The following is a 25820-nucleotide window of genomic DNA, read 5'->3' as shown; positions in this document are numbered from 1 at the left end:
ATTGTACAAACTCGGTTTCTGTAGTTTGGGGCTGAGTAATGTATTCCCTGATTTTTCGCAGCCAATAGTAATAGGCGTGCCAACTGATATTTCTGTCTTCACAGAATTCAGCTACCGTCATGCCGGATTCCTTGCACTCTTTAATTATTGACTGCCATTGAGCCATGCGGACCCTGGTTCGTATTTCTAACGAATTATCCGCCAAAGAAAACACCTCCAATTTGAAGTTTTCCCGAAACACGAAGACATTCGGCAAAACTTTAATTTGTTAGTGTTATTATCCCACGAGAATGGGCTGGCGGGAAGACGACTTAAACTTTGACGCTTACTTCGCAACCTCAAAAACTTTCTTTTATTGCCATATTTTTTTTGCTGTAGTAGGATGGTATTAGCGTAAAGCATTACACTTTAATAATTTGAGGAGTATTATGGTGTCAGAGATAAAAATTCCAAAACTAAATATAAAATATGACTGTGAGCTTCCTAATAAACAGCTAGTGCTGGTGGGCGGTGGCAGACAGCCTTCAAAGGATTGGCTGCAAAAGGCGGTCAAGGGCAGAACCCTTTGGTGTATAGACCACGGGGTTGATATATGCCACGAGCTGGGCATCGTGCCGGAGATGTTACTTGGAGACTTTGACAGCTGTAATAATACCAGCCTCCAATGGGCCAAAGACCATGGCACCATCATCGAAACATTTGATGTCCACAAGGATTTCACAGATACCCAGGCCGCACTAAAGCTGGCTCGGGAAAAGGATGCTTTCTGTATTCTCACGGGGGCTCTTGGGAAGCGTTTTGACCATACCTACAGCACTATATTTTCCTTTGGCAACTCAGCCATAAGGGGATGTATAGCTGATGAGCAGGAAGCTATATGCTTTCTTCATGACAATGAAACCATTACAATTTCCGCTGATACTTTCCCAAAGGCCATATCCTTATTGCCCATCAGTGAAAAGGTCACCGGAGTAACCACAAAGGGCCTTTATTGGGAGCTTAACGAGGAAGAGCTTTCCCAAATAAAGCCCTATGCCGTCAGCAATGTGTTGGCTGAAAAACATGGAACCAACAGCTTCACCATAGGCATTGCCGAAGGTACACTGGCAGTCTATATCTGCCGGCAGGAAAATCAAATGTAAAATGAGACTTATTCAGTTAGAGCTTCAACCTTCTACTGAACAAGTCTCATTTTTTATGTCATATACAGTTTATTGCCATGACTGTCAGCATAATTATTTCCCAGGTGCCTTCAAATCATAGTCCACATAACAGATATGGGTTTCCATAAATTCATCGAGACCATGCTCACCATCGTCGCCGCCAAGACCGGACTGGCGTACACCCTGATGGAAGCCCTGGAATGCCTCAAAGTGTTCTCTGTTGACATAGGTTTCACCAAACTTAATCTCATTCAGGGCACGCATTACGACATCGAAATCCTGGGTATAAATAGAGGATGTCAAGCCAAATACGCAGTCATTGGCCTTTTCAATGGCTTCATCCAATGTCTTGAAGGTAGAAATCGGCAATACCGGACCAAAGATTTCCTCCTTCATAATGGTCATATCATGGGTGCAATCGGTGACAACGGTCGGCTCATAATAGAAGCCCTTGCCATCAACAGTAGCCTTTTTACCACCACAACGAACCTTTGCGCCTTCCTTGATGGCACTCTGTACCAGCTCGTCCACATGCTCCTGCTGAGCCTTATTGACCATTGGTCCAAGGTCAAAGTCACCACCCAACCCAGGTCCATAGGTAGCCTTCTGGAAACGGGCAATTATCTTTTCGATGAACTTATCGGCTATGCCCTCCTGTACATAAATGCGCTCAGCAGCATTGCAGACCTGTCCTGAATTGATGATTCGTGAATTATATACATGCTCAACGGTCTCATCCAGCTTGCAGTCGTTCATGACAATAACCGGAGCCTTGCCACCAAGCTCCAAGGAAACCTTTGTAACGTTGTCGGCGGCCTTTTTCATAATCTTTTTGCCAGCGCCCGTGCTGCCAGTCATGGATATCAGTGAAACCTTTGGATTACCGGAAAGGGCATCGCCAACGACGCTGCCGGAACCACTAACAACATTTATTACCCCTTTTGGCAGGGAGCTTTTTGCAACAAGCTTTGCAAATTCGTAGCACCCATTAGGAGAATCACTGGATGGCTTGAGCACTACTGTATCTCCGGCAATCAATGCAGGAGCTACCTTGCGGCCAATCAGGAAAAGCGGGAAGTTCCATGGCATTATACCAGCAACAACGCCTATAGGCATCTTGTACAGGAATATATTTTCGTTTGGTCTGTCAGATGGAATAATTTCCCCTTTGATATGGCGGGCCATAGCAGCAAAATACTGAATATAATCCCCCAGCCAGCCGGCTTCGTCCATGGACTGGGCCAATGGCTTGCCCATTTCCTCAGTATTTGTCCGGGCAAACAGCTCCCGATTTTCACGTACCAGCCCTGCCAGCTCCATAAGATAATTTGCCCTCTGGATTGCCGGAAGCTTACCCCATGATTTTTGCGCCTCAAATGCCGCATCCACAGCCGCGTCCACATCAGCCTTGGTGGCTTTAGGCACCTGAGAGATGACTTCTTCCGTTGCCGGGTTAATAACATCCAACATCTCCCGATCCCCATTTGGAACAAATTCACCATTAATAAAGAGCTCATACTGTTTCATGTTTTTTACCTCCCTCGTTAAATATCAACTATAATTATTTTAACATTCTGAATTGTCTAAATCAATAGCAAATAATATTAATAAGTATGAAACAATATGAGTTTTTATGCTAAAAAATCAAAATTTGACTCCACCACATTCACCCTTTTAGGTTTGCAATGTGCATATTGAATAAAAAATCCCCATATATAGGCATTGGATACGAAACGGGAACAGCCTATGTATGGGGAATTTAAACTGATTTAATTATTTAACTTTTACATTATATCACAAAATAGAGCGTTTGCGGAAGGCTTCATACAAAAGAATCGCCGCTGCCGCCGAAACATTTAAGGATTCAGCCTTGCCAGTCATTGGGATATACACTTTTTGGTCAGCTTCCTCCAGCATTTTTTGTGATACACCGTTGCCTTCGTTACCAAAAACGATGGCACATGGGCTTACATAATCGGCCAAATAATGGCGAACAGCAGCATCATCCACAGCTGTGGCAATGAGGGCCACCTCGTTATCCTGACACACATCCCGTAATTCTTCAGGGTTAATTCCGGTCATTACAGGAATATTGAATAAAGAGCCCATGGAGGCCCGTACCACCTTGTCGGCGAAAATATCAGCAGTACCTTCCAAACACACCACGCCAGAACATCCAAGGGCATCAGCGGTACGGATAATATTGCCCGCATTCCCCGGATCCTGGACGCCATCAAGAACAGCAATAAGTGGTGCTGAGGCATCATCATTATTGGACTTAAGAATTTCCTGCCAAGTAAAAATACGGAAGCCCATTACCAAAAGCAGGCCCTGAGGGGTCACCGTATCAGCCGCCTTGTCGTAAAGCTGGTCACTCACCTGATATACGGGACATCCCTTTTCCTGGAGCTGCTCCACCACTGCCACAGCCCGTGGGTTTTCCATGGCAGAATCAGATATAAGAGCAAATTCCATAGGCCAGTCAGACTGTGCAGCCATTTCCACCAGACGAACGCCCTCGGCTACAAAAAGATTTTCTGCTTTACGGTATTTATTTGTATGCAGCTTGGCTGCCAATTTTATCTTTGAATTGGTGAGACTTTCGATACGTTCAAGCTCAATCATCAGATCAGCTCCTTTCCCTCATCTCTATATTATATCACAAGGGGCTTTTTTGCACCAAAATAAAAAGAGCTGTCAATAAAGACAACTCTTAATATTCAATATTACAGGTTTTCCTTAGCAACTGCAACCATCTGAGCAAATGCGTTAGCATCGCTGATAGCAAGGTCAGCCAGCATCTTGCGGTTAACCTCTACACCAGCCTTGGTAAGACCAGCGATAAGACGGCTGTAGGAAATCCCATTAGCACGTGCTGCAGCATTGATACGTGCAATCCAGAGACGACGGAAAACGCCCTTCTTCGCACGACGGTCACGACGAGCGTAGTAGAGAGCCTTCATAACGGTCTCATTTGCCTTCTTAAACTGCTTGCTCTTGGAGCCCTTGTAGCCCTTTGCTAACTTTAAAATCTTATTATGACGTCTATGTGCAGTCACGCCGCTTTTAACTCTTGGCATGTTCTTTTCCTCCTAAATGTATCTATTATTTAATGAATTAAGCGTATGGGAGACACTTAATCTCGCGCTTGTAGTCACCTGCAACCAGCAGAGCCGCCTTACGCATGTTACGCTTACGCTTTGGAGACTTCTTCTCCAGGATATGTCTCTTATAAGCCTTGTTTCTTCTAATTTCGCCAGTACCAGTTACAGTAAAGCGCTTTGCAGCTGCTCTACGAGTTTTCATCTTCTGCATTACTGTTTTCCTCCTTTAGTTTGAGCCTTAGGGGCTAAAATCATAATCATATTTCTACCTTCAAGCTTAGCATCCCGTTCTACGGTTACTGAATCCTTCAGCGCATCTGCAAACTTGCTAAGGATATCCTTACCAAGCTCTGGGTGGGACATTTCACGGCCACGGAACATAATAGTTACCTTAACCTTGTCGCCATCTGCCAGGAAACGCGTAGCATTCTTCAACTTGACGTCAAAATCATGCTGTTCAATGTTTGGACGAAGCTTAACTTCCTTGATGGAAATAACCTTCTGCTTCTTGCGTGCTTCTTTCTCACGCTTCTGCTTTTCATATCTATATTTACCGTAATCCATGATACGGCATACAGGTGGCTTCGCCTTAGGAGCGATCTCCACCAAATCAAGGTGCTGCTCCATAGCCATGTTTAATGCATCCTTTACCTGCATTACACCCAATGACTGGCCTTCTGCGTCAGTCACGCGGATCTCACCGCCACGAACTCGGATTTCTTCGTTGATTCTCTCAGTTTCCTTACTAATAAAAAACACCTCCTGCTTCATATTATTAACTTTCATATACAAAACAAAATGAGGGCGGCATACACCACCCTCAACAAATACAATCTGTATCAGACCCGCTGACCTAATCAGCAAGGTGAGAAGCGGTGGCCTCTGCTTTGTTTGCCTTGAATATATTACCACCGGGAAGCCACCCTGTCAACAGATATTTTATATTTTTTGTAAAACTTATATTAATACTCAGCAGACTTGGTTGCAATCTTCTCCTGAAGCAGTGCAATGAACTCGTCCACCTTCATAGTTCTGGTTTCCTTCTGACCATGACAGCGTACATTTACAGTGCCGTCAGCCACCTCCTGGTCACCTACAACCAAGAGATAAGGAATCTTCTTAACCTGACCCTCACGCATCTTGTAGCCAACCTTCTCGTTGCGGTCGTCCACCTCTACACGATAGCCCATGTCAAACATTTTCTTTTTCAGCTCGAAGGCATAATCCATGTGCTTGTCAGTAATAGGGAGAATCTTGGCCTGTACAGGAGCCAACCAGGTTGGGAAAGCACCGGCATAGTTCTCGATGAGAATACCGATAAAGCGCTCAATAGAACCATATACTACACGGTGAATCATAACAGGACGATGCTTCTGGCCATCCTCACCGACATAAGTCAGATCAAACTTCTCTGGCAGCTGCATATCAAGCTGAATAGTACCGCACTGCCAAGTACGACCAATGGAATCCTTCAGATGGAAGTCAATCTTAGGACCATAGAATGCACCATCACCCTCGTTGACAATATATTCCAGTCCACGATGTTCAAGGGCATTTCTCAAGCCGTTGGTAGCCAGCTCCCACATCTCATCAGAGCCCATGGAATCCTCCGGACGGGTAGAAAGCTCAGCATGATACTCCAAGCCGAAGGTGCTGTACACCTCATCAAAAAGGTCAATAACCTTCTGGATTTCCCCTTCAATCTGCTCAGGCGTCATGAAAATATGGGCATCATCCTGAGTGAAGTTACGAACACGGAAAAGTCCGTGAAGAGCACCAGAAAGCTCATGGCGATGAACAAGGCCAAGCTCACCGGCACGAAGTGGGAGATCACGATAGCTGTGCTGCTGAGTCTTATATACAATCATACCACCTGGGCAGTTCATTGGTTTTACTGCATAATCTTCACCATCAATTTCAGTGAAGTACATATTTTCCTTGTAATGAGCCCAGTGTCCGGAACGCTCCCAAAGCTGCCGGTTCAAAATCATTGGAGTCTTAATCTCCTGATAGCCATAGCGACGATGAACCTCGCGCCAGTAGTTAATCAGCTCGTTGCGAATAACCATGCCGTTTGGATGGAAGAATGGGAAGCCAGGCCCCTCCTCATGAATGCTGAAAAGATCCAGTTCCTTACCCAGCTTACGATGGTCACGCTTGGCAGCCTCTTCCAGCATATGGAGATACGCATCCAGCTCATCCTTCTTTTCAAAGGCAGTACCATATACACGCTGAAGCATCTTGTTCTTAACATCACCGCGCCAGTATGCACCAGCCACGCTCTGGAGCTTAATAGCCTTTACCTTGCCAGTGGAAATAACATGAGGGCCGGCACAGAGATCAGTGAACTCACCCTGAGTGTAAAGGGAAATAGTAGCATCCTCTGGAAGATCGTTAATAAGCTCCACCTTGTAGCCCTCACCAGCAGCCTTGAACATATCAAGAGCCTCCTGACGGCTTACTTCCTTGCGCTCCAGCTTAAGGTTCTCCTTAACGATTTTGTTCATCTCTTTTTCGATGTCCTTAAGGTCTTCCTCGGTGAGGCGCTTTTCCATATCAATATCATAGTAGAAGCCGTTATCAATAGCAGGACCGATAGCCAGCTGAACATTCTCGGACTTATAAAGTCTCTTAATAGCCTGGGCCAAAATATGGGAACCGGTATGGCGCAATGCCCAGCGACCTTCCTCATCCTCAAAGGTCAGGAACTTGATGCTGGCATCCTTGTCAAGAACAGTGGTAATATCCTTGGTCTCTCCATCAATGCTGATAGCCAATACCTTCTTTGCCAAGCTGTTGCTGATGGACTTTACCAGCTCCAGACCGCTGATACCAGCCTCAGCTTCACGAACTGCGCCATCTGGCATAGTCAATTTAATCATGATTTATTCCTCCCAAATAATATAAAATACTCACAGGGAAATAAAGCAAGATGAAAACATACAGGTTTTCATCAGCCCTTATACAAAATCTAAAGCTCATCTTCGTCCTTCAGACTTGATTCTCTAAGATTTTGTAATAAAAAATACCTCTATCCCCAATAGGGACGAGGTATATACTTCGCGGTTCCACCCTGCTTGCCACACCATATGAAACACGATGTGACCAACTTTTGTGATTTTAACGGAATCAGTCCGGCGGTATTTAATCCAAAAACCATGTTTCATACCACAGCTCCGAAGTGGTAACCAAGGACTCAATTATAGGACTTCACAGCAACTGTCCCTCTCTGAATAACGAACTTCCAGGCCATATCTTCTTCATAACCTTTATGATATCTCAAATTACTGTCTAATTATAGTATTCGTTGAGATTACTGTCAAGCATAACTCGTCCTTTTCGCCACTATCTTTGTCACTCGTCGTTTCATTAGCATGTTGCTTAACGGCTGGCTACCTGAACCTTCTGATTATCGTCGGCTATGACTGGTATTTGCAGCTTGCGGCCGGCTCTAAGATCACGATCATTCTTTATATCATTGATTTCCTTAATGGCAACAGTAAGCTCCTGAAGCTGTTCGTTATCAGAGGTATAACGGCTGGCAATAGTTTCAATACTTTCTCCATGCTGTAGGATTACAGTATCGAATTCAGAGGTTCTGAGATAGGAATTAGTCAAATTAAAGGGAGAGAGAACAGCTAGTCCAATAACTATGGTAATAATAATATTTTTCATAATATCTGCTCCTTTACTCTTAAGAAAATCAGTTCTTGGAAAATTAGTTCCAAGAAAATAAGTTCTTAAAACTTTTGTTTGGTGATATGTTAACACAGAATCCATGTTCTGTCAACAAGATACCAAACAAATTTTCGTTGATTTTATTATTCCTTTTTGATACAGTATCCTTATTAATTTTCAGTTTACAAAGGAGGTTCCCATGGTTTTACACGGAGCCGTTATTATTGAACAGGGAGTAAAATTTGCTCTTCTATCTGTAAAGCAGTCCGTTACCCAATACACTGTCCGTTCCACCAGATTCCGCCAGGCCGTTAGACCATTTTTCCCTAACATGCCTATTATTCTCATGTCCCAGGACAAAGATGGTGTCCCCCACTACTATGGACGCAAGGACATTGTGGAATTTTTGAAAACCGTACCTCTGGATCGGATTCCGTGGAAAGTGTATCACATCTATTAACAAAGTACATGAAATAATGGCAAAAAAAATAACCATCCCACTTAAACGGGATGGTTATTTTTTCGTTCTATTTTATTAACAGATTATTACTTGCGGAGCTCTGCGTCAAACTTCTTCTCCACTGCAGCAACAATCTTATTGAAGGACTCATCCACCTCTTCATCGGTGAGGGTCTTGTCGTTGGACTGGAACAGCATGGTAAAGGCCACACTTTTCTTGCCGGCATCAATCTGCTTGCCGGTATAGAGGTCAAAGAGGACAGCTCTCTTGAAGTACTTGCCGCCATTTCCAATAATGGTCTTCTCGATGTCAGAGGCATTTACGTCCTTGTCCACCAAAATTGCCAAATCACGGAAAACAGCCGGATACTTAGGCAGCACATCAAAGTTGAACTTTGCGGAGCTGTACTTCATAAGTGTAGCCACATCCATTTCAAAAATGTATGCTTTCTTGGTAATACCAAAGTTTTCGGCCACCTGTGGATGAAGCTCGCCCACAGCAGCAATAATATCCTTGCCCTTCTTGAAGAGAGCAGTCTTGCCAGGGTGCATTGCGGTATACTCCCCTGCTTCCACCGTATATCTGGTGATGTTTCGTCTGGCCAGCAGCTCCTCCACAACACCCTTGGCATCGTAGAAGTCAATCATATCGTCGCCGGTATTCCAGCCCACTGGGTTGCGGCGTCCGCACATAAAGCCTGCTACCTTAACCACCTCATCAGGAAGCTCAGTAAGAGGCAGTGACTTTGGATAAAATACAGGTGCCACATCGTAGAGGCGAATATCCTCATTTTTACGGGAAAGATTGCGGACAGCATTTTCAATAACGCTGGCCAAGAGGCTGGTACGAACCAGCTGAGCCTCCTCAACAAAAGGATTCATAAGTGGAATAGCATTACGCAGCGGACTGTCAGCCGGAATCAGCATCTTATCCAATACATCAAAATTGCTGAAGCTGAAGGACAGCTCCTCGCTCAGGCCAATGTGGGTCAAGGTAATCTTAATGTGGTCGATAAAGTCCTGCAATGGACTCTGAACGCCCTGAACCATGGTACCCTCAGGGGTAGTTGATTGAATATTGTCAAAGCCGTAAATGCGGGCAACTTCCTCAGAAAGATCCTCCATAAAGGTTACATCATTTCTCCAGGAAGGTACAGACACATGGTAACCACCCTTTCCGTCAGCCTCACACTTGAAATCAAGGCTTTCCAGAATTTTCACCATCATTTCTGCCGGAATATCAGTACCCAAGCGCTTGTTAATCTGCTCTGGAGTAAAGTCTACAGAAACAGGCTCCTTTTCTACTGGATATACATCAACGATGCCCTTGGTAACAGTGCAGGCACCCATGTCCTGCAGTAGCTGGGCTGCTCTATCAAGAGCTCGCATGGTCTGTGTTTCATCCACACCACGCTCAAATCGCCCGGAAGCCTCAGAACGAAGGCCACAAGAACGAGCAGTACGACGGATGCTGGCACCATTAAAGGCAGCAGCTTCCAATACAACAGTAGTAGTATTCTCTGTAACCTCAGACTCCAAGCCACCCATTATACCAGCCAAGCCAGCTGGCTTTTCGCTGTCGGCAATAACCAGCTCCTCCCCCTTGGCAATACGAGAAGAATCATCCAGGGTATGAAGGTTTTCCCCAGCTACAGCCCGACGGGCAGTAAGACTTTTACCAGCTATCTGATCATAATCGTAGGCATGCATAGGCTGACCCAGCTCTACCATTACGAAATTAGTTACATCTACAATATTATTGATGGCACGGATTCCTGCATTTTCCAGACGAACCTGCATCCACTCAGGAGATTCCATAATCTTTACATTTTTTAACACTCTGGCGGAAAAACGGGAACAAAGGTCATTTGCCTCAATACCAATCTTAATCATATCAGCTGTAGATGCCTCATCATCCTCATTAGCCTTAATTTCAGGCCACTTTGGAGTGTTGCCGGTAAGTACCGCAATCTCACGTACCAGGCCAAAAACACTGAAGCAGTCACCACGATTGGCAGTAAGCTCAAATTCAAGGATATCATCATCAAGGCCCAGAGCATCCTTGGCCGGAATACCGATCTCAGTATCAGCAGGCAAAATGTAAATACCATCCTTCTGCTCATCAGTCAAAGTAGTAAGGTCCATTTTAAGCTCATCCGCGGAGCAAAGCATACCATTGGAAGGGACACCACGAAGCTTGCCCTTGGAAATCTTTAGGCCATTTGGCAGCTTGGCCCCAATCATGGCAACAGGAACAATATCACCCTGCTTTACATTCTGGGCACCCGTTACAACCTGAACCAGCTCTGGCTGGCCCACATTCATCTGAGTGATAAACATGTGGTCAGAATCCGGATGACGCTCAATGGACTCAACCTTGCCAGTTACCACCTTCTCCAGGCCCTCACCGGCATGAACCACATTTTCCACGGGAATACCCGCCATAGTCAGCTTGTCAGCCAGCTCATCGGAAGTTTCGTTGAAATCTATATAATCGTGAAGCCATTTAATCGATACCTGCATTTTCTATCCCCTCCCTAATTAAAACTGCTCCAGCAGACGAATATCGTTGTCATAGAACAGACGTAAATCATCGATACCATATTTCAGCATGGTGATACGCTCAACACCCATACCGAAAGCAAAGCCACTTACCTTGGAAGGGTCATAGCCACTCATTTTTAATACATTAGGATGAATCATACCAGCACCAAGGATTTCCAGCCAGCCGGTTCCCTTGCACACACGGCAGCCCTGCCCCTTACACATTACGCAGGAAATATCCACCTCGGTGCTTGGCTCAGTGAATGGGAAGAAGCTAGGACGAAGACGAACCTTAACATCCTTGTTGAAAATCTGACGGAGGAAGTCCTCAAGGGTGCCCTTCAAGTCAGAAAAGCTAATATTCTTGTCAATAACCATACCCTCAATCTGAGTAAACATTGGGGAATGGGTAGCATCATAATCATCGCGACGATATACGCGGCCTGGTGCAATCATGCGGATAGGACTGTTTGGCTCATGGGCCTCCATGGTACGAGCCTGTACCGGAGATGTCTGGGAACGCATAAGAATATCCTCTGTGATATAGAAGGAATCCTGCATATCACGGGCCGGATGATCCTTTGGCAGATTCAGTGCCTCAAAGTTATAATAGTCCTTCTCGATTTCAGGACCCTCCTCCACACTGAAGCCCATACGCATGAAAATATTCTTGATCTGCATAAGGGTTACAGTAAGAGGATGAATATGACCATGGTTGGTTGGACGGCCTGGCAGTGTTACATCAATCTTCTCGCTGGCCAGACGCTTTGCCATTTCCTTGGCCTTAAGCTCCTGATTCTTCTCAGCAATAAGCTGCTCCAGCTGCTGACGTGCCTCATTTACAATCTGACCGATGCGAGGACGATCCTCAGCACTGAGCTGTCCCATACCTCTGAGAATAGAGGTAAGCTCGCCCTTTTTACCAAGATACTTTACACGAATATCATTTAAGTCATTAAGAGTACCAGCTACATCTTTGATAGCCTTGGCTGCTTCCTGGCGCAGCTGTTCAATCTTGCTTTCCATAATTGCCTCCTAAAATACCTCATCCGTCAACTTCGTTGACACCTTCCCCGGAGGGGGAAGGCAAAAAACATAATAAAAGACCCTCACCCAAAAAGGGGCGAAGGTCTAATTCGCGGTACCACCCTAATTTATAACTCATTTACGCCATAACGCTGCTGTGCGCCCCGACTACATCTCTTCACCGGGGAGACTCCAGAGTGAACTTCACCCGGCCTTAGCTGCCCTGTTCTCAGTTATCAGGACTTCCTGTAAGCATATCTCCCGGCTACTCTCTCTTTCCTTGCCTAATGTAGAACATTCTATCACTAACAGATAAATATTGCAAATTAATATTTAGGGCTATTCAGCATCCGGGAACAGATGCTCCTTTAAATTGCCCACCATTTTACTGAGAATCCCCAAAAAAACTTCCCTTTCCTTTTCGTCAATCCCCGTAAATTCAGCTTCAATCCAGTTTTTACGGCATTTATCAATAGCCATAGCTGCCTTTTTTCCCGCTGGGGTAACCATAATATGGTTCTTGCGATGATCCACTACATCCTTTTCCCGGACAATATACCCCAGCCGTGCCAATGAATTCAGCTCTCTGGTAACATAAGCCTTATCCATATTCAGCCGTTTGCCAATATCATCCTGTACAAGTCCCTCATGGAGAAATGATGAATACAACACCGCCCCCATAGTAACTGTTCTGATGGAATATTCCTTCATGCTCTGCTCAAAATATCTCTTCCAATACATAACAAGAGCAGACATTGTCATCTCAATTGATTGGGTTACTGATATTTTAGTCTCCATTATAATCCTCTCACTCAAAATTTTCTCTATTCATGGTACACCGGCCTAAGCTGTATAAAACAGCCTCCATAGGCGATAAATTATCCGTGGTGGTGCCACAGGTCTGGGTGCTGATAATATTACCATAAGGATCAGATATGTCCTCCTGAACTGTTATCTGGTATACCTTTCGAGTCAGCAGCTTTGCCCCAACATTCACCCGACATATACGGTCACATGATGTCCTGATAGCAGCGGCATTCTGAGCTTTCTCATCTGTCTCATCGCCCTCTACCGACTCATCAAACTCATACCCCTCTATCAGCTCAGCAAGCTTTTTCACATATTCTGTATCATTATCAATATCATCAGGGAGATTAACTACAGCAGGCGCCAAATAAGCTCTTCCTTTTACTGGCTTACCGGGTAATGAAAATATCTTGGCCGTTTCATCTACAACGACATGGTTGTGTAAATCTTCATTTTCCGCCTCTAAAGTATCCAGTAAATTACGAATGGAAGAATCCAGATACTCGGACATATTATGGCTAAATTTCAGAGAATTTGGATTGCGCTTGCATTTAATCTCCTCACCTGTCTGTTCATAGCCTGCCTTAATAAACTGCAACAGTCCATGGACAGGATCTCCACTCATGGTATATCTGGTATGCTTTACTACGTTACCATATTCATTGGCAAAGGTTTTATTCCCCACTGCCGGAGCCCCAAATGTCACCACTTGAATACTCTCCGGCGGAATACCCATACATTCCATGCGGGTACCCAGCAATACCGCCACGGCTCCACCTAAACTATGACCAGTAAGAATCAGTTCCTCATTATCCTTGTAGATAATATCCATCAAAGGATCCACCCCCAAAGAACCATCCTCCTTAGGAGTAAAAAATGCGGTCTGGGTATAGTCATTAAAGCCTTTATGAACCAACGGCTGAGCTGACGTGGTCTTCTCAGTTTTGGCATATTGCTCAAATTCCGAAGGAACAGAGCCCCCAAACAGGACCTTCTGAAATCTAAGGTCCACCTCCACATCCTTCATTTTTTCAGTCCCCGGAACAGCAACGATATTAAGGAATTTTCCCGTAAGCTCTCCCGGTTCCTTTGACCTAAGCAAAATGAAGTTGGTAGCAGCCTTCTCATCCTCATGCTTGTAATTGACAATTTCATAGCCAAAATCAGAAATCACATCTCTGATAACCTCGTTCAGCTGACTCTTATAGGCCATCATATCCAGCAAAGCACAGGCATACTGAACCCCGGCTTTTTGAACAGCCTCTGACGCAGCATTGGCCTGCCCAACAGCTACAAAGAGAACCAAAGAAACTGCTATTATGATTTTACTGCCAAAGGACATCACTTTAGATACGCATTTTGAAATCTCCATAGCCAAATCCCCTTACAATCTCCACCTCATCACGGTTATTTACTGCACAAATGTGAGGCAGTGGCATTCCGTTGAAGGTATTGTTCTTTACCATGCTGTAAATTGCCATATCACCAAAGAGAAGTCTGTCCCCAGACTTTAAGGCATTGTCAAAGGAATAGGTCCCAATCGTATCTCCTGCAAGGCAAGTAGGCCCTGCCAAGGTATATGTATGTGGCTTCTCATTAGCCTCTCCACTTCCCATAAGGGGCGGTCTGTATGGCATTTCCAAAACATCCGGCATATGGCAGGCAGCGGAAGTATCAAGAATGGCAATATTTGCCTTTCTTCCGTTGTCTGGTGTGGCCTCAATAATCTCCAATACTGTTGCCACCAAAAAGCCTGCATCAAGGGCCACAGCCTCTCCAGGCTCAATATACACCTTTAAGCTGTATTTTTTCTGTATTCTGTTTATACATTCCTCCAAAAGAGGAATATTATACTCTTCTCTGGTAATGTGATGACCGCCACCAAAGTTCAGCCATTTAAGATGCTTAAAATATTTGCCAAACTTTTTTTCCACAGCCTCAAGGGTTTCTGCCAAAGGCTCCGCCCCCTGCTCACACAGGGTGTGAAAATGAAAGCCACTGATCCCATAAAGGAAATCCTCCTCCGGGGCTTCCTTCAGAGCCTGCTCCAATTCACTGAGCTTGGTGCCCAGGCGGCTATCACCGGAGCATGGATCGTAAATGGCATGCTCCTCCGGCTGGGTGGAATGCTCCGGATTAATCCTTAGGCCATAGGAACGGCCGGCTTTTTTTGCCATTGAAGCAAATTTCTTCAGCTGGCCGATGGAATTAAACACTATGTGATCACATATTTCCAGAATCTCTGAAAAGTCCTTCTCCTTATAGGCAGGAGAAAAAACGTGGTTTTCCCCGGGGAATTCCTCATGGGCCAGCTTGGCCTCATATATGCCACTGGCTGTAGTTCCCTTTAGGTACTTGCTGATAAGGGGATAGAAATGAAACATGGAAAAGGCCTTCTGAGCCAACAAAATACTGCAGCCAGTTCTATCCTGAACCCCCTTAAGAATTTCCAGATTATGCCTTAGCCGTGATTCCTCCACCACATAGCTGGGTGAAGGAACCTCCTGCAGCCATTTAGGCTGATAGACAAAGCTCATCAGTCCACCAATGCAGGGTTATGGCTTTCCTGCCAAGGAAGCCCCCACTTGTTAAGAGCCTCCATAAATGGATCTGGATCAAATTCCTCAATGTTATATACGCCAGGCTTATTCCAAGTGCCGTTCATTACCAGCATGGCACCAATCATGGCTGGTACGCCAGTGGTGTAGGAAATGGCCTGGGAGCCAACCTCCTTGTAGCACTCCTGATGGTCGCATACATTATAAAGATAATAGGTCTTATCCTTTCCGTCCTTCTTCCCCTGGAAAATACAACCGATATTGGTCTTGCCCACAGTACGGGGACCGAGACTGGCCGGGTCTGGCAGAACAGCCTTCAGGAACTGCAACGGAACAATCTGTTTGCCCTCAAATTCAATTGGCTCAATGGAGGTCATACCAACATTTTCAAGGCACTTCAAATGACGGAGATAGCTCTCACCAAAGGTCATAAAGAAGCGGATGCGCTTAATGCCAGGAATATTGATACCAAGGGACTCCAGCTCTTCATGGTGCAAAAGATACATATCCTTCGGTCCCACCTCTGGGAAATCATAAACCCGCTTGATTTCCATAGGCTCAGTTTCAACCCACTTGCCATCCTCCCAGTAGCTGCCCTTGGCAGAAACCTCGCGGATGTTGATTTCTGGATTGAAATTGGTGGCAAATGGATAACCGTGGTCACCAGCATTACAGTCCAGAATATCAATATAGTTAATTTCATCAAATTCATGCTTTAAAGCGTATGCACTGAATACACCAGTTACACCAGGGTCAAAGCCGGAGCCCAAAAGTGCAGTAATACCAGCCTTCTCAAAGCGCTCCCGATACTCCCACTGCCACTTGTACTCAAACTTGGCAGTATCCTCTGGCTCGTAGTTGGCAGTATCCACATAGCTTACCTTGCATTCCAGACAAGCATCCATAATAGTAAGATCCTGATAAGGCAATGCCAAATTCAGTACCACATCAGGCTTAACCTCTTTCATAAGGGCCACAAGCTGCTCAACGCTATTGGCATCCACCTGGGCGGTGGTAATCTTGCATACATTGCCATACTGCTTTTCCAGTACATCCTTCAGCTTGTCACACTTGCTCTTGGTTCGGCTGGCAATGCAGATTTCATTGAATACCTCGTGATTCTGAACACATTTATGAATTGCTACGCTGGCTACACCGCCGCAGCCAATAACTAAAACCTTACCCATTGTTATTTGTTCCTCCTATATATGTACATATTTCTTAATATTATCATAATATTTGCATGAGCAGTTTCCCGTAGCCAGGGACTCAGGACTAAAACTCTTTTTTACTTTCAGTTAAACATCAAGAAAAATCCAAACTCGCTTCGCTCAAACAATGGATATTTTCTCGATGGGAAAGAATGTAAAAAATAGTTTATTAACGTCCTTCGCCCAACGCTACAGTAAACTGTCCCTGCAACTTAACAATTCTAAATCAGAAACTAGACTTGCTCCGGTCCCTTGATAAAAGGCTCCTCCAGCTTTAACAGCATTTCCCGCAGAATTTTTAATGCGGCAGCTGTGGATGCACCACTCTGATCCAAGCCAGGGGACAGCTCCACAATATCACAGCCCACCACATTCAGGCCACAGCCTGCTATAGCCGCCTCCATCAGCTCTTTAAAGGAAACACCGCCATATTCCGGGGTCCCAGTGCCAGGGAAAACTGATGGATCCATTACATCCAAATCAATCGTAAAATATACTGGCTTGCCCTTCAAGGCTGCCAGTGCTTGTGGCATGGCCGTCAAATCAAATTTATGAAGATGGGTGTGCTCCCTTGCCCACTGGAATTCCTCACGCAAACCGCTGCGAATTCCCAGCTGCCAGATACGACCATCCCCCACAATATCCCAGGCCCGCCTAATAACCCCTGCATGGGTCAAATGGGTACCAAGATACTCATCCCTAAGATCAGTATGGGCATCAAAATGCAGAATATGAAGATCTGGATATCTTCTGGCCACAGCTCTGATAGCGCCCAAAGATACTAAATGCTCACCGCCAATCATAAAGGGCAGCTTGTTGGCCTCCAAAATCTCCTCCGCCCGCATTTCAATATCCTTAAGGGCCTTTTCAGCATCGCCAAAGCACAGCTCAAGATCTCCACTGTCAAAGACCTTGGCATCCTCCATGTCCAGATCCTGATACGGGCTGTAGGTCTCCAGCCCGTATGACTCACCACGCATTATCTTGGATGCAAAGCGGGTACCAGGTCTGAAGGATGTGGTACTGTCAAAAGGAGCACCGTAAAGCACAATACGTGCCTCATTAAAAGGGGCCTCGCAGCCCAAAAATGTCTCTATATTAGGACTCAACATCTCTCAGCAACTCCTCTACATAATTTGGCAAAGCAAAAGCACCGGCATGCAAAGCTGTATTATAATATTTCAGCTTTAAGCCCAGCTTTTTCCACCTGTCCCAATTTACCCCTTTCACAGGATGATACTTCTTGGAGGCAAAGCCAAAGAGCCAATGCCCCGACGGATATGTTGGAATATGAACCTGATACACCTTGGAAATAGGAAAGGACATACAGATTCGCTTGTGAGCCCGTTGCATAGCCTCAGCGTCACCCTCATAAAATGGGCTTTCATGCTGATTTACCATTATACCATCATCATGAAGAGCCTTGTAGCAGTTGCCATAGAATTCTCTGGTAAAAAGGCCCTCCCCAGGACCAAAGGGATCCGTGGAATCCACAATAATAATATCGTATTCGTCAGTAACACGACGAATAAATTTCAAACCATCCTCAAAATAGCAGGTAACCCTTGGGTCATCCAGCTTCAAAGCTGTGGTGTGCAGATATTTTTTACTTACATCCACCACTTCCTCATCGATTTCCACCAAATCAATCTTTTCGATAAAATCGTACTTGGTAAGCTCACGGACCGTACCACCGTCACCGCCACCAATAACCAGTACCCTCTTTGGATTTGGATGAACACACATAGCTACATGGGTTATCATCTCATGATAAATGAATTCATCCTTCTCTGTCAGCATCAAATAGCCGTCCAAAACCATAATACGGCCAAATTCCTTGGAATCAAAAATATCGATGCGTTGGAACTCACTTTTGCCACTGTATATCTGCTTGTCAACTTTTATTGAAAGGCTAACATTATCAGTATGTTTTTCTGTATACCATAACTCCATCTGTATCACCTTTATTTCATAACATTTAAGAATCTAATATTCATATCCTCCGGGCCGGTCATGGAACAGCCCTTTTTCTTGGCATAACGAATATACTGGAGGATTTCCTCGGTAATTTTTTCCCCTGGAGCCAAAATAGGAATTCCAGGAGGATAACACATTACAAACTCGCTACAAACCCGTCCTACAGTCTGGTCTATAGGCAGGGATTCTTTTTCGCTATAAAAAGCCTCCTGAGGTCCGCAAATCACCTGTGGATTAATGTATTCCGCCTTCAGCATTTTACGTCCTGTCTGACGGTAATTTCTCCGAATCTCCGCCAAAGCGGATACCAGACGTTCAATATCCTTCAGACGGTCTCCCACAGACACATAGGCCAACAAATTGGCAATATCACCAAACTCAGTCTGTATATCGTACTCATCACGAAGGATATCATAAACCTCTATACCGGCCAGACCAATGGAACGGGTATATACCGACAGCTTGGTGATATCAAAATCAAAGATGGAATCACCATTAATAAGCTCCTTGGAATAAGCATAATAATCACCAATGGTATTAATCTCATCCCTGGCATATTCCACCTGGTCAATGATCTTATCTATCATTTCCGTGCCACGAAGAGCCATATTTCTACGGGAAACATCCAGACTGGCCAGCAAAAGATAAGAAGCAGAGGTGGTCTGGGTCAAATTAATAATCTGATGTACATAACCCTCCGGCACCCGATTTCCAATCAGCAGCATAGAGCTCTGAGTAAGGGAACCGCCTGATTTGTGCATGGAAAGAGCCGCCATATCCGCATCGGCATGCATAGCGGCAACAGGCAGCTTATCACTGAAATACAAATGAGACCCATGGGCTTCATCTGCCAACAGCAGCATACCGTTATCATGGGCCAGCTTTGCAATGGATTTTATATCTGAGCATATACCGTAATAAGTCGGATTGTTTACAAAAACCGCCTTGGCATCAGGATTTTCTCTAATGGCCTGCTCCACATCAGCCACACTCATCCCCAGAGAAATTCCCAGCATGGAATCCATCTGGGGATTTACATACACCGGCACTGCCCCACAAAGAATCATGGCGTTGATAGCACTTCTATGTACATTACGGGGAATAATAATCTTATCCCCCCTCTTGCAGGCAGTCATGACCATGGCCTGAACAGCGGAGGTGGTACCACCTACCATAAAAAAGGCATGGGCAGCACCAAAGGCGTCTGCAGCCAACCGTTCAGCGTCCTTAATAACGGAAACAGGATGACAGAGATTATCCAGCATCTTCATGGAATTTACATCCACGGAAAGACACTGCTCTCCCAAGAATTCCGTCAGCTCCGGATTGCCTCGGCCTCGCTTATGTCCGGGCACATCAAAGGGAACCAGACGGGCCCGTTTCATCTTCTCCAAAGCCTCCAATATAGGGGCTCTATCCTGAGAATAGTATTCCATTAGTTCCTTCTCTCCTTAGAAAACATTTATCCCGCTAAAGATTTCAATCATTTCCTTACGCAGGTTATCATGTATTTCCAGGCGGGTTTTTGGCGGTATTTCATAAATATCCGTATTGAACAGATAATTTTTCAGGTCCAGCTCCTTGATAAGCATCTTAGTATGGAACAAATTGGCCTGATATACATTTACATCCACCGTATCATATTTATCTATAGTTTTCTTATCGATAAAATTCTGAATGGAGGTGATATTGTGGTCCATGAATAATTTTTTACCGGAAAGGTCACGGGTGAAGCCTCGTACGCGATAATCCATAGTAATTATATCCGAATCAAACATTCCGATAAGATAATCCAATGTTTTCAATGGTGTAATCTCACCACAGGTGGCCACATCAATATCAACGCGGAAGGTAGCTATACTAGTCTCTGGATGATATTCCGGATAAGTATGAACCGTAACATGGCTCTTGTCCAGATGAGCCAGAATAGTTTCATTAACAGGCTTAACTACCGTATCTCCCAATGGTTTCTTTTGTCCGGAGGAAACCGCCGCCTCCTCTGCAATCAGCAGAGTTACACTGGCACCCTGGGGATCATAATCCTGTTTGGATACACTAAGAACCTGAGCGCCTATCATTTCCGTTACCTTAAACATAATCTTGGTCAAACGCTCCGAGTTGTACTGGGAATCAATATATTTTATATAATCCTTTTGTTCCCTAGGTGTCTTAGCATAACAAATATCATAGATATTAAAGCTAAGGGATTTGGTCAGGTTGTTAAACCCGTAAATTTTCAGCTTATCTTCCAATCTGATCTCACGCCCCTAATAATAATTTTTTACATAAAAAAACTCAGGTACAGCAGCCTGTGCCCTGTTCACCCTGAGAAAAAACAGCAATTAACCACAAATGAGCCATTGTGCTGCGGAACAGTCGAAAATGCTGCTTCTACAGTTATTGCTGATTTGGGTATTTCTCCCTCTTAAGCATATATTATTGTATATTAAATGGTTCATAAAAGCAAGCATTCTCCCTACTCCATTAACTATAAAAAAGAGGGAGCCGACACAGACTTGTGTCCATGGCTCCCCCTTAAATTATCCAGCATCCACACTGGACTTCTTAGTTATAAATTTGCTATCAGCCAGCACTGGTAGACCAATGGGTATTGGTGTTGGCTTTCCATTTGAATCTCTTATGATATTCCGGAATGTTCTTGTGCTGGACATAGATGGTGTAATTTACATATTTATTGGCTGGAACCTCAATATTCACATCATGGCGAATACCACTGTATGCCCACATTTGCTGGCCATTGTCGGCTGTAAGGGTAAGGTCAAGATCAACCCACTTTACATACCCAGTCATGTCACCGTCATTGGTGAAATGACCCTCAATGGTAGCCTCCCCCGGAGTGTTCAGATATACATGGTCTACACTGTAGCGAATATGCTGCGATGACGGAGTTATTGGCTGCTCTACAGGCTTTGTCAAATAGCCCTGAGCATTTAACCCTGAAGTGGTATCTATTTTTTCCAATACTATACTCTTCCTAGGTCCTTTCCAAACATCATCTTCGTATAACACTATAACATTTCCTACTTTGTCGAAATATGATTTATCGGCATATGCTCTATCAGCAAACATTCCTAAGCCACCAGAGAAATTAAAACCAACATAAGCACTATAATCCCCCTCTTGATAATGAATATCCCAAATTAAAGTGGCTATCAAAGATGGGTCATTTCTTTCTTCTTTTTGACGGTTTAACTCCTCCATTACCCTAGTAAATCGTGAATTGGCCGGCGCCGATATAATTTTCCCCTTCAAATCACCATCATAATATATTTTTATCACAGTCCCTATATCCTCAGGCTTAAATTCAAAAGTGCCATCATTATAATTATGATAACCTGTCGAATATACTTCTGCGATCCGATATGTACCTCGCAAATGTTCTACCTTTAGATACATATCATAAAACTCGTCCCGAGGTATTTCACATTCTTGGCGTGGTTGTTCTATCACAGCCCTAGCCAAATCATCAATAGTATAGGCATAGGCTTCGACAGCAGATACATTCACAAATGCCATCGCCACCAAAATTACTAGCCCCCAACATAGCATCCATACTTTTTTAACCATATTTTTCTCCTTTGCATTTTTCTTCATATTTGTTTAACAGCAGTATTGTTCTGCTATTATTCTGCCTATTTTGATTTAAATTTACTTAAAATATCAGGAGCCAGTACTTCAGACAACGCCAAAAATAGTGCTACCACAAAATCACGCACAAACTGACACAGGATATCTGGCTGAAAAAAATACACGCCACCTACCACTATAGCAATCCCAAGCAAAATTGAACTTATAATTGCAGTATGCCCATATCTATTTTTTGCCCACATAGATTTAACTACAGCCACTATCGTACCATTTCCCTAATACAGTATAACCATGAGAATCATCTCTTTTACAGCTTTGGGAAATGAGTCAGGGATTATTGCTATCACTAAAACAGCAATCCTTATAATATTTGTTATGCACAATTGTTCAATTCCTTTTTCTGCTGTATTTGCCATACCATCACAACCTTTCTTTTTATGTAAAAACGATGTTAAATATAAATTCCTTCCTGGTGACTGAAAAACCATGGTTTTACTGCCACCTCTTTTTACATAAGAATAAAATACTTTTTTCACTCATGTACCCATTTATGAAATGTTGGTCTTGATACTCCCAACATTTTAGCTGCCATTCTTTCTGAAAATTCGCCTTGTTGCCATTTTAATAATATTTGTTCAAACATTGCCGGCTTTTCAATCCTTTTTCTACCAAATTGCACACCTCTGGCCCTAGCGGCTTCTATTCCCTGCTTAGTTCGTTCAATATTCATTTCCCTTTCTCTTTGAGCAACATAAGAAAAAAGCTGTAACACTATATTTGAAATCAGTTTTCCTGTTATATCATTTTTATATTTATTTCTGGTATCAAGTAAAGGCATCTCCAAAACAACTATTGCCACCTCCTTTTCCTCCGTTATTATTCGCCATTCTTTTAAAATTTCACTATAATTTCTTCCTAATCTGTCAATGTTTTGAATTACCAGCACATCTCCCGCCAGCAATTTTGTCATTAGAATCTTATAAGCAGGCCGGAAAAAATCCTTACCACTTTGCTTATCAGCATAGATGTTTTCTTCCGGTATACCAAATTCTGTCATAGCCAATCTTTGCCGATCATCATGCTGACTTGCCGTGGATACTCTTACATAACCATAAACATTACCAGCCATTTTCCTCGCCCCCTTTTTACTATGATAGCAAAGGAAAATTCTGCAGACTGATAAAACAAAATGGTTATCGCCCAATAGGTATATATTATGTTGACATTATATTTATAATAGGCATATAATCATTATAAAAAAGGGGATGATTATTATGCCAGCTGTTAGTACAAATATAAAAATTGACCCTGATGTTAAAGAACAGGCACAAAACTTATTTGAACGCCTGGGAATGAACCTCAGTACCGCAATTAATATTTTTCTGCGTCAAGCCATTCGCGAACAAGCCATCCCTTTTCGTATAACCGATGCACAGCCTACTATTACCTTGCCACCGACACGAGATGATATGAGTGATAAGGAATTCAATGCCATGATGGAACGAGGGTTTTATGATATTGAACAAGGAAAAACCTCAACTCTTCATGAAACCTTTGAAGACTTAAGGAAAGGTATCAATAATGGCTGAATACAATATAAATGTATCTCAGGAAGCAAAGAAACATTTAAAGCAAATATCGGACTATATTGCTACCGAATTAGCTGCTCCCCAGGCGGCACTTGATTTACTGGGCGAATTTGAAACAAAAATAGAATCATTAACTGCCCTTCCCAAAAGAGCCCCACTGTGTCATGAATATCCTGGGCACGACAAGGGAGTTCGCTATATCATTGTCAAAAATTATATAGTCTATTTTGTTGTTGATGACAACACATTAAAAGTAAACATACTAGCTGTAGCTTATGCTAAAAGAAACCAAGCCGCATTTTTAAAAGAATGGGTTCAACAAAGTCAAAAACAATAACAAAGAGCAGAGTCCAGTGGCTCTGCCCTTTTATTTTTCAATGTCTGATTTTAATCATGATTTATAGCTTTCTCTCCGCTGGTTGAGGGAATAATAGTATGCAAAACAAAAAGGGGAGCCTACACTGCCTTATGTCTATGGCTCCCCCTTAAATTATCCAGCATCCACACTGGACTCCTTAGTGAAATGTGCTATCAACCTGCTTTGTTAGACCATTTGGTATTAGTATGAGTTTTCCAGTTATACTTCTTATGATATTCCGGAATACCCGCATTTTTTAAGATATAATTATAGTGCACGATTCCATACGCTGGAACCTTCTGCTCTACATAGTGACGGATACCGACTCCCGCCCACATCTGTTGTTTATTTGTGGCTGTAATGGTAAGGTCAAGATCAACCCACTTTACATAACCAGTAGAATCTCCATCATTGGTAAAATGTCCCTCAATGGTAGCCTGGCCAGGGGAATATAACCGTACATGGTCCACATGATAGCGTATCTTCGCCTTGGCCTCAGCCGACGGAGAAAAGCTCATTACGCATAGTAACGATAGCGCAAAAAATGCCAACAACCCTACAAATAAGCGTTTTTTCATTGGTACCCTCCTTTTAAATCCCAGCCATTATTTCAAAAATTCCATGTCCTGACCGGCTTTGTCCTTGTTGTCATACCACTTCAGCACGCCATCACGAAGAACAAGCTCGCAGCTTCCGTCATCATATACATTAACATCTGTTTCTTTGCCGTTATCATATACGATAGCATCGGTGCACAAGCCGTTGCCAGGACACACAAGAATAGAACTGTCCTTGTCGTATCGGCAAGAATAAGTCCATACCCTGTGCTCAGCTGCACTATTTGCCCAGCTGATGTCTGCAGTATATTTATTGTCTTCCTTGTTAATTACGATAGTGCAACGGCCACAGCCCCATACACCAAGATAACTCTCTGGAGTTATACCTTCGGTCTTGCCAGCATACTCGTAATTGTCAAAACGAATAAAATGCAGGGCACCATCCTGGCCGGACCAAAGATCCTTTTGAAGAGTACCATCCACATCATTCTTTGGGAACATAGCCCAGTTCTTTCCATCAACTTCGTCAAAGGAGTACCATGGGGAATATGTGCCATCTGGATGCTCTTCGCCAATTACCCGTACTGTACCACAGGAAGTTCCTCCTCCCCTGTAGACCAGTTCATAGGTGTAATCTGGATTTACCCTCAAAACTCTTGCATCAAGGGCATCTCCCTCCCGCCATGTACCTATGATTGCCTGAATGCTGGTGTCAACCTTGCTCATATCCACCTCTGCTGAAGCCATTGGAGTTTTTCCGTATACCAATGCAACACAAAGGGCCAGCATCAATACAACCATGTACCTAAGAAATCCACTAACTTTCACGCAAATCCCTCCTCGTATAATAAGTTTTGTAAGCAAGATATCCGCCTTGTCTACAAAGCTTATTTTTCTTTTACAACTGAATATTATTTACTAAACTGGATTTCCTGATGCTACAATAATCACAGAGATTATGTGGCAAGGTTACGTCTTATCCCTCCAGCAGCATCAACAGATGACTGCTTAAATAGCTTGACGCCTGCCTTAATCGTCAAAATCTGCTTACACAGGTGTTGCAGCCCTAGGCGAGAGAACTACCAGCAAGTACACCTCTCATAGGTGACTGCTAATTAGCGAGGGTGCAGTCAGCGGTTAAGATCAGGATGATCCTTTACACATCTTCCATTCTTGGCCG

The 25820-nt window shown here is 43.8% G+C and carries 28 protein-coding genes and 1 other annotated feature; of the genes, 5 read left to right on the top strand and 23 right to left on the bottom strand.

Annotated elements, in window-relative coordinates:
- Positions 1 to 205: IS66 family insertion sequence element accessory protein TnpA (tnpA, locus tag B6K08_RS12910; RefSeq protein WP_234985373.1), on the bottom strand; the 205-nt coding region annotated here is incomplete at its 3' end.
- A 223-nt stretch (positions 206 to 428) separates the two neighbouring features.
- Here tnpA and B6K08_RS12905 point away from each other — a divergent pair.
- Positions 429 to 1142: a thiamine diphosphokinase gene (locus tag B6K08_RS12905; RefSeq protein WP_039205617.1), complete on the top strand. Its 714-nt coding sequence runs from the start codon at positions 429 to 431 to the stop codon at positions 1140 to 1142.
- Between the two features lie 93 nt (positions 1143 to 1235).
- On the opposite strand, the gene aldA is transcribed toward B6K08_RS12905, so the two are convergent.
- The 7 genes from aldA to B6K08_RS12870 all read right to left on the bottom strand — a co-directional run bounded on the left by aldA (position 1236) and on the right by B6K08_RS12870 (position 7942).
- A complete protein-coding gene (gene aldA, locus B6K08_RS12900) occupies positions 1236 to 2690 on the bottom strand; it encodes an aldehyde dehydrogenase (RefSeq protein WP_039205619.1) in 1455 nt (484 codons plus the stop codon).
- A gap of 267 nt (positions 2691 to 2957) precedes the next feature.
- Positions 2958 to 3788: a TrmH family RNA methyltransferase gene (locus B6K08_RS12895; RefSeq protein ID WP_080326311.1), complete on the bottom strand. Its 831-nt coding sequence runs from the start codon at positions 3786 to 3788 to the stop codon at positions 2958 to 2960.
- A 101-nt stretch (positions 3789 to 3889) separates the two neighbouring features.
- Positions 3890 to 4243: a 50S ribosomal protein L20 gene (rplT, locus tag B6K08_RS12890; protein ID WP_027396133.1), complete on the bottom strand. Its 354-nt coding sequence runs from the start codon at positions 4241 to 4243 to the stop codon at positions 3890 to 3892.
- A 37-nt stretch (positions 4244 to 4280) separates the two neighbouring features.
- Positions 4281 to 4478, bottom strand: a complete 198-nt coding sequence (gene rpmI, locus B6K08_RS12885; RefSeq protein WP_027396134.1) for a 50S ribosomal protein L35 — start codon at positions 4476 to 4478, stop codon at positions 4281 to 4283.
- Complete coding sequence (gene infC, locus B6K08_RS12880; RefSeq protein WP_080326312.1) at positions 4478 to 5053, bottom strand: translation initiation factor IF-3; 576 nt, start codon at positions 5051 to 5053, stop codon at positions 4478 to 4480. Before infC ends, rpmI begins: the two co-directional genes overlap by 1 nt.
- 176 nt (positions 5054 to 5229) lie before the next feature.
- Entirely contained in the window at positions 5230 to 7149 is a 1920-nt protein-coding gene (thrS, locus tag B6K08_RS12875; RefSeq protein ID WP_039205644.1) for a threonine--tRNA ligase, read from the bottom strand.
- A gap of 499 nt (positions 7150 to 7648) precedes the next feature.
- On the bottom strand, positions 7649 to 7942 hold the full coding sequence (locus B6K08_RS12870) for a LysM peptidoglycan-binding domain-containing protein (protein WP_052211666.1): 294 nt from the start codon (positions 7940 to 7942) through the stop codon (positions 7649 to 7651).
- Positions 7943 to 8144: 202 nt separating this feature from the next.
- On the opposite strand from B6K08_RS12870, the gene B6K08_RS12865 reads away from it, so the two are divergent.
- Positions 8145 to 8405 carry a hypothetical protein gene (locus B6K08_RS12865; protein ID WP_027396137.1) on the top strand — a complete coding sequence of 87 codons (261 nt, stop codon included), beginning with the start codon at positions 8145 to 8147 and terminating at the stop codon, positions 8403 to 8405.
- A gap of 86 nt (positions 8406 to 8491) precedes the next feature.
- On the opposite strand, the gene pheT is transcribed toward B6K08_RS12865, so the two are convergent.
- From pheT to speD, 10 genes are all read right to left on the bottom strand, one after another.
- Positions 8492 to 10927 carry a phenylalanine--tRNA ligase subunit beta gene (gene pheT / locus B6K08_RS12860; RefSeq protein ID WP_039205646.1) on the bottom strand — a complete coding sequence of 812 codons (2436 nt, stop codon included), beginning with the start codon at positions 10925 to 10927 and terminating at the stop codon, positions 8492 to 8494.
- 18 nt (positions 10928 to 10945) lie between these two features.
- Positions 10946 to 11974 carry a phenylalanine--tRNA ligase subunit alpha gene (gene pheS, locus B6K08_RS12855; RefSeq protein ID WP_027396139.1) on the bottom strand — a complete coding sequence of 343 codons (1029 nt, stop codon included), beginning with the start codon at positions 11972 to 11974 and terminating at the stop codon, positions 10946 to 10948.
- A gap of 90 nt (positions 11975 to 12064) precedes the next feature.
- Positions 12065 to 12264: a binding site (T-box leader), on the bottom strand.
- A 49-nt stretch (positions 12265 to 12313) separates the two neighbouring features.
- Positions 12314 to 12772, bottom strand: a complete 459-nt coding sequence (locus B6K08_RS12850) for a MarR family winged helix-turn-helix transcriptional regulator (protein ID WP_052211668.1) — start codon at positions 12770 to 12772, stop codon at positions 12314 to 12316.
- Between the two features lie 10 nt (positions 12773 to 12782).
- A complete protein-coding gene (locus B6K08_RS12845) occupies positions 12783 to 14153 on the bottom strand; it encodes a lipase family protein (protein ID WP_080326309.1) in 1371 nt (456 codons plus the stop codon).
- On the bottom strand, positions 14128 to 15318 hold the full coding sequence (gene nspC / locus B6K08_RS12840; protein ID WP_080326308.1) for a carboxynorspermidine decarboxylase: 1191 nt from the start codon (positions 15316 to 15318) through the stop codon (positions 14128 to 14130). The genes B6K08_RS12845 and nspC overlap by 26 nt, the downstream gene beginning before the upstream one ends.
- Positions 15318 to 16526, bottom strand: coding sequence for a saccharopine dehydrogenase family protein (locus tag B6K08_RS12835; RefSeq protein WP_080326307.1), 1209 nt, complete (start codon positions 16524 to 16526; stop codon positions 15318 to 15320). Before B6K08_RS12835 ends, nspC begins: the two co-directional genes overlap by 1 nt.
- 257 nt (positions 16527 to 16783) lie before the next feature.
- Positions 16784 to 17662: an agmatinase gene (speB, locus tag B6K08_RS12830; RefSeq protein ID WP_080326306.1), complete on the bottom strand. Its 879-nt coding sequence runs from the start codon at positions 17660 to 17662 to the stop codon at positions 16784 to 16786.
- Positions 17649 to 18503 carry a polyamine aminopropyltransferase gene (gene speE, locus B6K08_RS12825; protein WP_080326305.1) on the bottom strand — a complete coding sequence of 285 codons (855 nt, stop codon included), beginning with the start codon at positions 18501 to 18503 and terminating at the stop codon, positions 17649 to 17651. The genes speB and speE overlap by 14 nt, the downstream gene beginning before the upstream one ends.
- An 11-nt stretch (positions 18504 to 18514) precedes the next feature.
- Positions 18515 to 19963, bottom strand: a complete 1449-nt coding sequence (locus B6K08_RS12820; RefSeq protein WP_027396146.1) for an aminotransferase class I/II-fold pyridoxal phosphate-dependent enzyme — start codon at positions 19961 to 19963, stop codon at positions 18515 to 18517.
- Positions 19964 to 19978: 15 nt separating this feature from the next.
- Positions 19979 to 20779 carry an adenosylmethionine decarboxylase gene (gene speD / locus B6K08_RS12815; protein ID WP_027396147.1) on the bottom strand — a complete coding sequence of 267 codons (801 nt, stop codon included), beginning with the start codon at positions 20777 to 20779 and terminating at the stop codon, positions 19979 to 19981.
- A gap of 1316 nt (positions 20780 to 22095) precedes the next feature.
- Between speD and B6K08_RS14355 the strand changes: the two genes are divergently transcribed.
- On the top strand, positions 22096 to 22152 hold the full coding sequence (locus tag B6K08_RS14355) for a hypothetical protein (protein WP_407639844.1): 57 nt from the start codon (positions 22096 to 22098) through the stop codon (positions 22150 to 22152).
- A 28-nt stretch (positions 22153 to 22180) separates the two neighbouring features.
- On the opposite strand, the gene B6K08_RS12805 is transcribed toward B6K08_RS14355, so the two are convergent.
- From B6K08_RS12805 to B6K08_RS12795, 3 genes are read right to left on the bottom strand one after another with little or no spacing between them, the layout of a single operon-like run.
- Complete coding sequence (locus tag B6K08_RS12805) at positions 22181 to 22396, bottom strand: hypothetical protein (protein WP_080326303.1); 216 nt, start codon at positions 22394 to 22396, stop codon at positions 22181 to 22183.
- A 15-nt stretch (positions 22397 to 22411) separates the two neighbouring features.
- The gene (locus tag B6K08_RS12800; RefSeq protein WP_143254933.1) at positions 22412 to 22672 is read right to left on the bottom strand and encodes a hypothetical protein; all 261 of its coding nucleotides are present in this window, start codon (positions 22670 to 22672) and stop codon (positions 22412 to 22414) included.
- Positions 22669 to 23265 (bottom strand): recombinase family protein, encoded by a 597-nt coding sequence (locus B6K08_RS12795; protein WP_080326301.1) that lies wholly within the window; start codon positions 23263 to 23265, stop codon positions 22669 to 22671. The genes B6K08_RS12800 and B6K08_RS12795 overlap by 4 nt, the downstream gene beginning before the upstream one ends.
- A gap of 145 nt (positions 23266 to 23410) precedes the next feature.
- On the opposite strand from B6K08_RS12795, the gene B6K08_RS12790 reads away from it, so the two are divergent.
- On the top strand, positions 23411 to 23725 hold the full coding sequence (locus B6K08_RS12790; RefSeq protein WP_080326300.1) for a type II toxin-antitoxin system RelB/DinJ family antitoxin: 315 nt from the start codon (positions 23411 to 23413) through the stop codon (positions 23723 to 23725).
- On the top strand, positions 23718 to 24062 hold the full coding sequence (locus B6K08_RS12785) for a type II toxin-antitoxin system RelE/ParE family toxin (RefSeq protein WP_080326299.1): 345 nt from the start codon (positions 23718 to 23720) through the stop codon (positions 24060 to 24062). Before B6K08_RS12790 ends, B6K08_RS12785 begins: the two co-directional genes overlap by 8 nt.
- A gap of 194 nt (positions 24063 to 24256) precedes the next feature.
- Here B6K08_RS12785 and B6K08_RS12780 read toward each other — a convergent pair whose 3' ends face one another.
- Together B6K08_RS12780 and B6K08_RS12775 are read right to left on the bottom strand one after the other, a co-directional pair.
- Positions 24257 to 24661, bottom strand: coding sequence for a hypothetical protein (locus B6K08_RS12780; RefSeq protein WP_039207294.1), 405 nt, complete (start codon positions 24659 to 24661; stop codon positions 24257 to 24259).
- 27 nt (positions 24662 to 24688) lie between these two features.
- Positions 24689 to 25468, bottom strand: coding sequence for a hypothetical protein (locus B6K08_RS12775; protein ID WP_143254932.1), 780 nt, complete (start codon positions 25466 to 25468; stop codon positions 24689 to 24691).
- Between the last annotated feature and the right edge of the window lie 352 nt (positions 25469 to 25820).

It is taken from the genome of Anaerovibrio lipolyticus DSM 3074, assembly GCF_900141865.1.
GTDB classification, from domain to species: Bacteria; Bacillota; Negativicutes; order Selenomonadales; family Selenomonadaceae; genus Anaerovibrio; species Anaerovibrio lipolyticus.
The sequence above is the reverse complement of the archived record's forward strand: the minus strand, read 5'-3'. Positions and strand labels throughout refer to the sequence as shown.

What these genes read in the sequence shown, in the direction of transcription:
- B6K08_RS12795 (WP_080326301.1), bottom strand. Translation starts at nt 23,265, where the DNA reads ATGGCTGGTAATGTTTATGGTTATGTAAGAGTATCCACGGCAAGTCAG.
- infC (WP_080326312.1), bottom strand. Translation starts at nt 5,053, where the DNA reads ATGAAAGTTAATAATATGAAGCAGGAGGTGTTTTTTATTAGTAAGGAA.
- B6K08_RS12780 (WP_039207294.1), bottom strand. Translation starts at nt 24,661, where the DNA reads ATGAAAAAACGCTTATTTGTAGGGTTGTTGGCATTTTTTGCGCTATCG.
- B6K08_RS12790 (WP_080326300.1), top strand. Translation starts at nt 23,411, where the DNA reads ATGCCAGCTGTTAGTACAAATATAAAAATTGACCCTGATGTTAAAGAA.
- thrS (WP_039205644.1), bottom strand. Translation starts at nt 7,149, where the DNA reads ATGATTAAATTGACTATGCCAGATGGCGCAGTTCGTGAAGCTGAGGCT.
- B6K08_RS12820 (WP_027396146.1), bottom strand. Translation starts at nt 19,963, where the DNA reads ATGGAATACTATTCTCAGGATAGAGCCCCTATATTGGAGGCTTTGGAG.
- B6K08_RS12835 (WP_080326307.1), bottom strand. Translation starts at nt 16,526, where the DNA reads ATGGGTAAGGTTTTAGTTATTGGCTGCGGCGGTGTAGCCAGCGTAGCA.
- B6K08_RS12850 (WP_052211668.1), bottom strand. Translation starts at nt 12,772, where the DNA reads ATGGAGACTAAAATATCAGTAACCCAATCAATTGAGATGACAATGTCT.
- rpmI (WP_027396134.1), bottom strand. Translation starts at nt 4,478, where the DNA reads ATGCAGAAGATGAAAACTCGTAGAGCAGCTGCAAAGCGCTTTACTGTA.
- pheS (WP_027396139.1), bottom strand. Translation starts at nt 11,974, where the DNA reads ATGGAAAGCAAGATTGAACAGCTGCGCCAGGAAGCAGCCAAGGCTATC.
- pheT (WP_039205646.1), bottom strand. Translation starts at nt 10,927, where the DNA reads ATGCAGGTATCGATTAAATGGCTTCACGATTATATAGATTTCAACGAA.
- speE (WP_080326305.1), bottom strand. Translation starts at nt 18,503, where the DNA reads ATGGAGTTATGGTATACAGAAAAACATACTGATAATGTTAGCCTTTCA.
- nspC (WP_080326308.1), bottom strand. Translation starts at nt 15,318, where the DNA reads ATGAGCTTTGTCTATCAGCCTAAATGGCTGCAGGAGGTTCCTTCACCC.
- B6K08_RS12905 (WP_039205617.1), top strand. Translation starts at nt 429, where the DNA reads ATGGTGTCAGAGATAAAAATTCCAAAACTAAATATAAAATATGACTGT.
- B6K08_RS12785 (WP_080326299.1), top strand. Translation starts at nt 23,718, where the DNA reads ATGGCTGAATACAATATAAATGTATCTCAGGAAGCAAAGAAACATTTA.
- speB (WP_080326306.1), bottom strand. Translation starts at nt 17,662, where the DNA reads ATGTTGAGTCCTAATATAGAGACATTTTTGGGCTGCGAGGCCCCTTTT.
- rplT (WP_027396133.1), bottom strand. Translation starts at nt 4,243, where the DNA reads ATGCCAAGAGTTAAAAGCGGCGTGACTGCACATAGACGTCATAATAAG.
- B6K08_RS12865 (WP_027396137.1), top strand. Translation starts at nt 8,145, where the DNA reads ATGGTTTTACACGGAGCCGTTATTATTGAACAGGGAGTAAAATTTGCT.
- B6K08_RS12870 (WP_052211666.1), bottom strand. Translation starts at nt 7,942, where the DNA reads ATGAAAAATATTATTATTACCATAGTTATTGGACTAGCTGTTCTCTCT.
- B6K08_RS12845 (WP_080326309.1), bottom strand. Translation starts at nt 14,153, where the DNA reads ATGGAGATTTCAAAATGCGTATCTAAAGTGATGTCCTTTGGCAGTAAA.
- B6K08_RS12895 (WP_080326311.1), bottom strand. Translation starts at nt 3,788, where the DNA reads ATGATTGAGCTTGAACGTATCGAAAGTCTCACCAATTCAAAGATAAAA.
- aldA (WP_039205619.1), bottom strand. Translation starts at nt 2,690, where the DNA reads ATGAAACAGTATGAGCTCTTTATTAATGGTGAATTTGTTCCAAATGGG.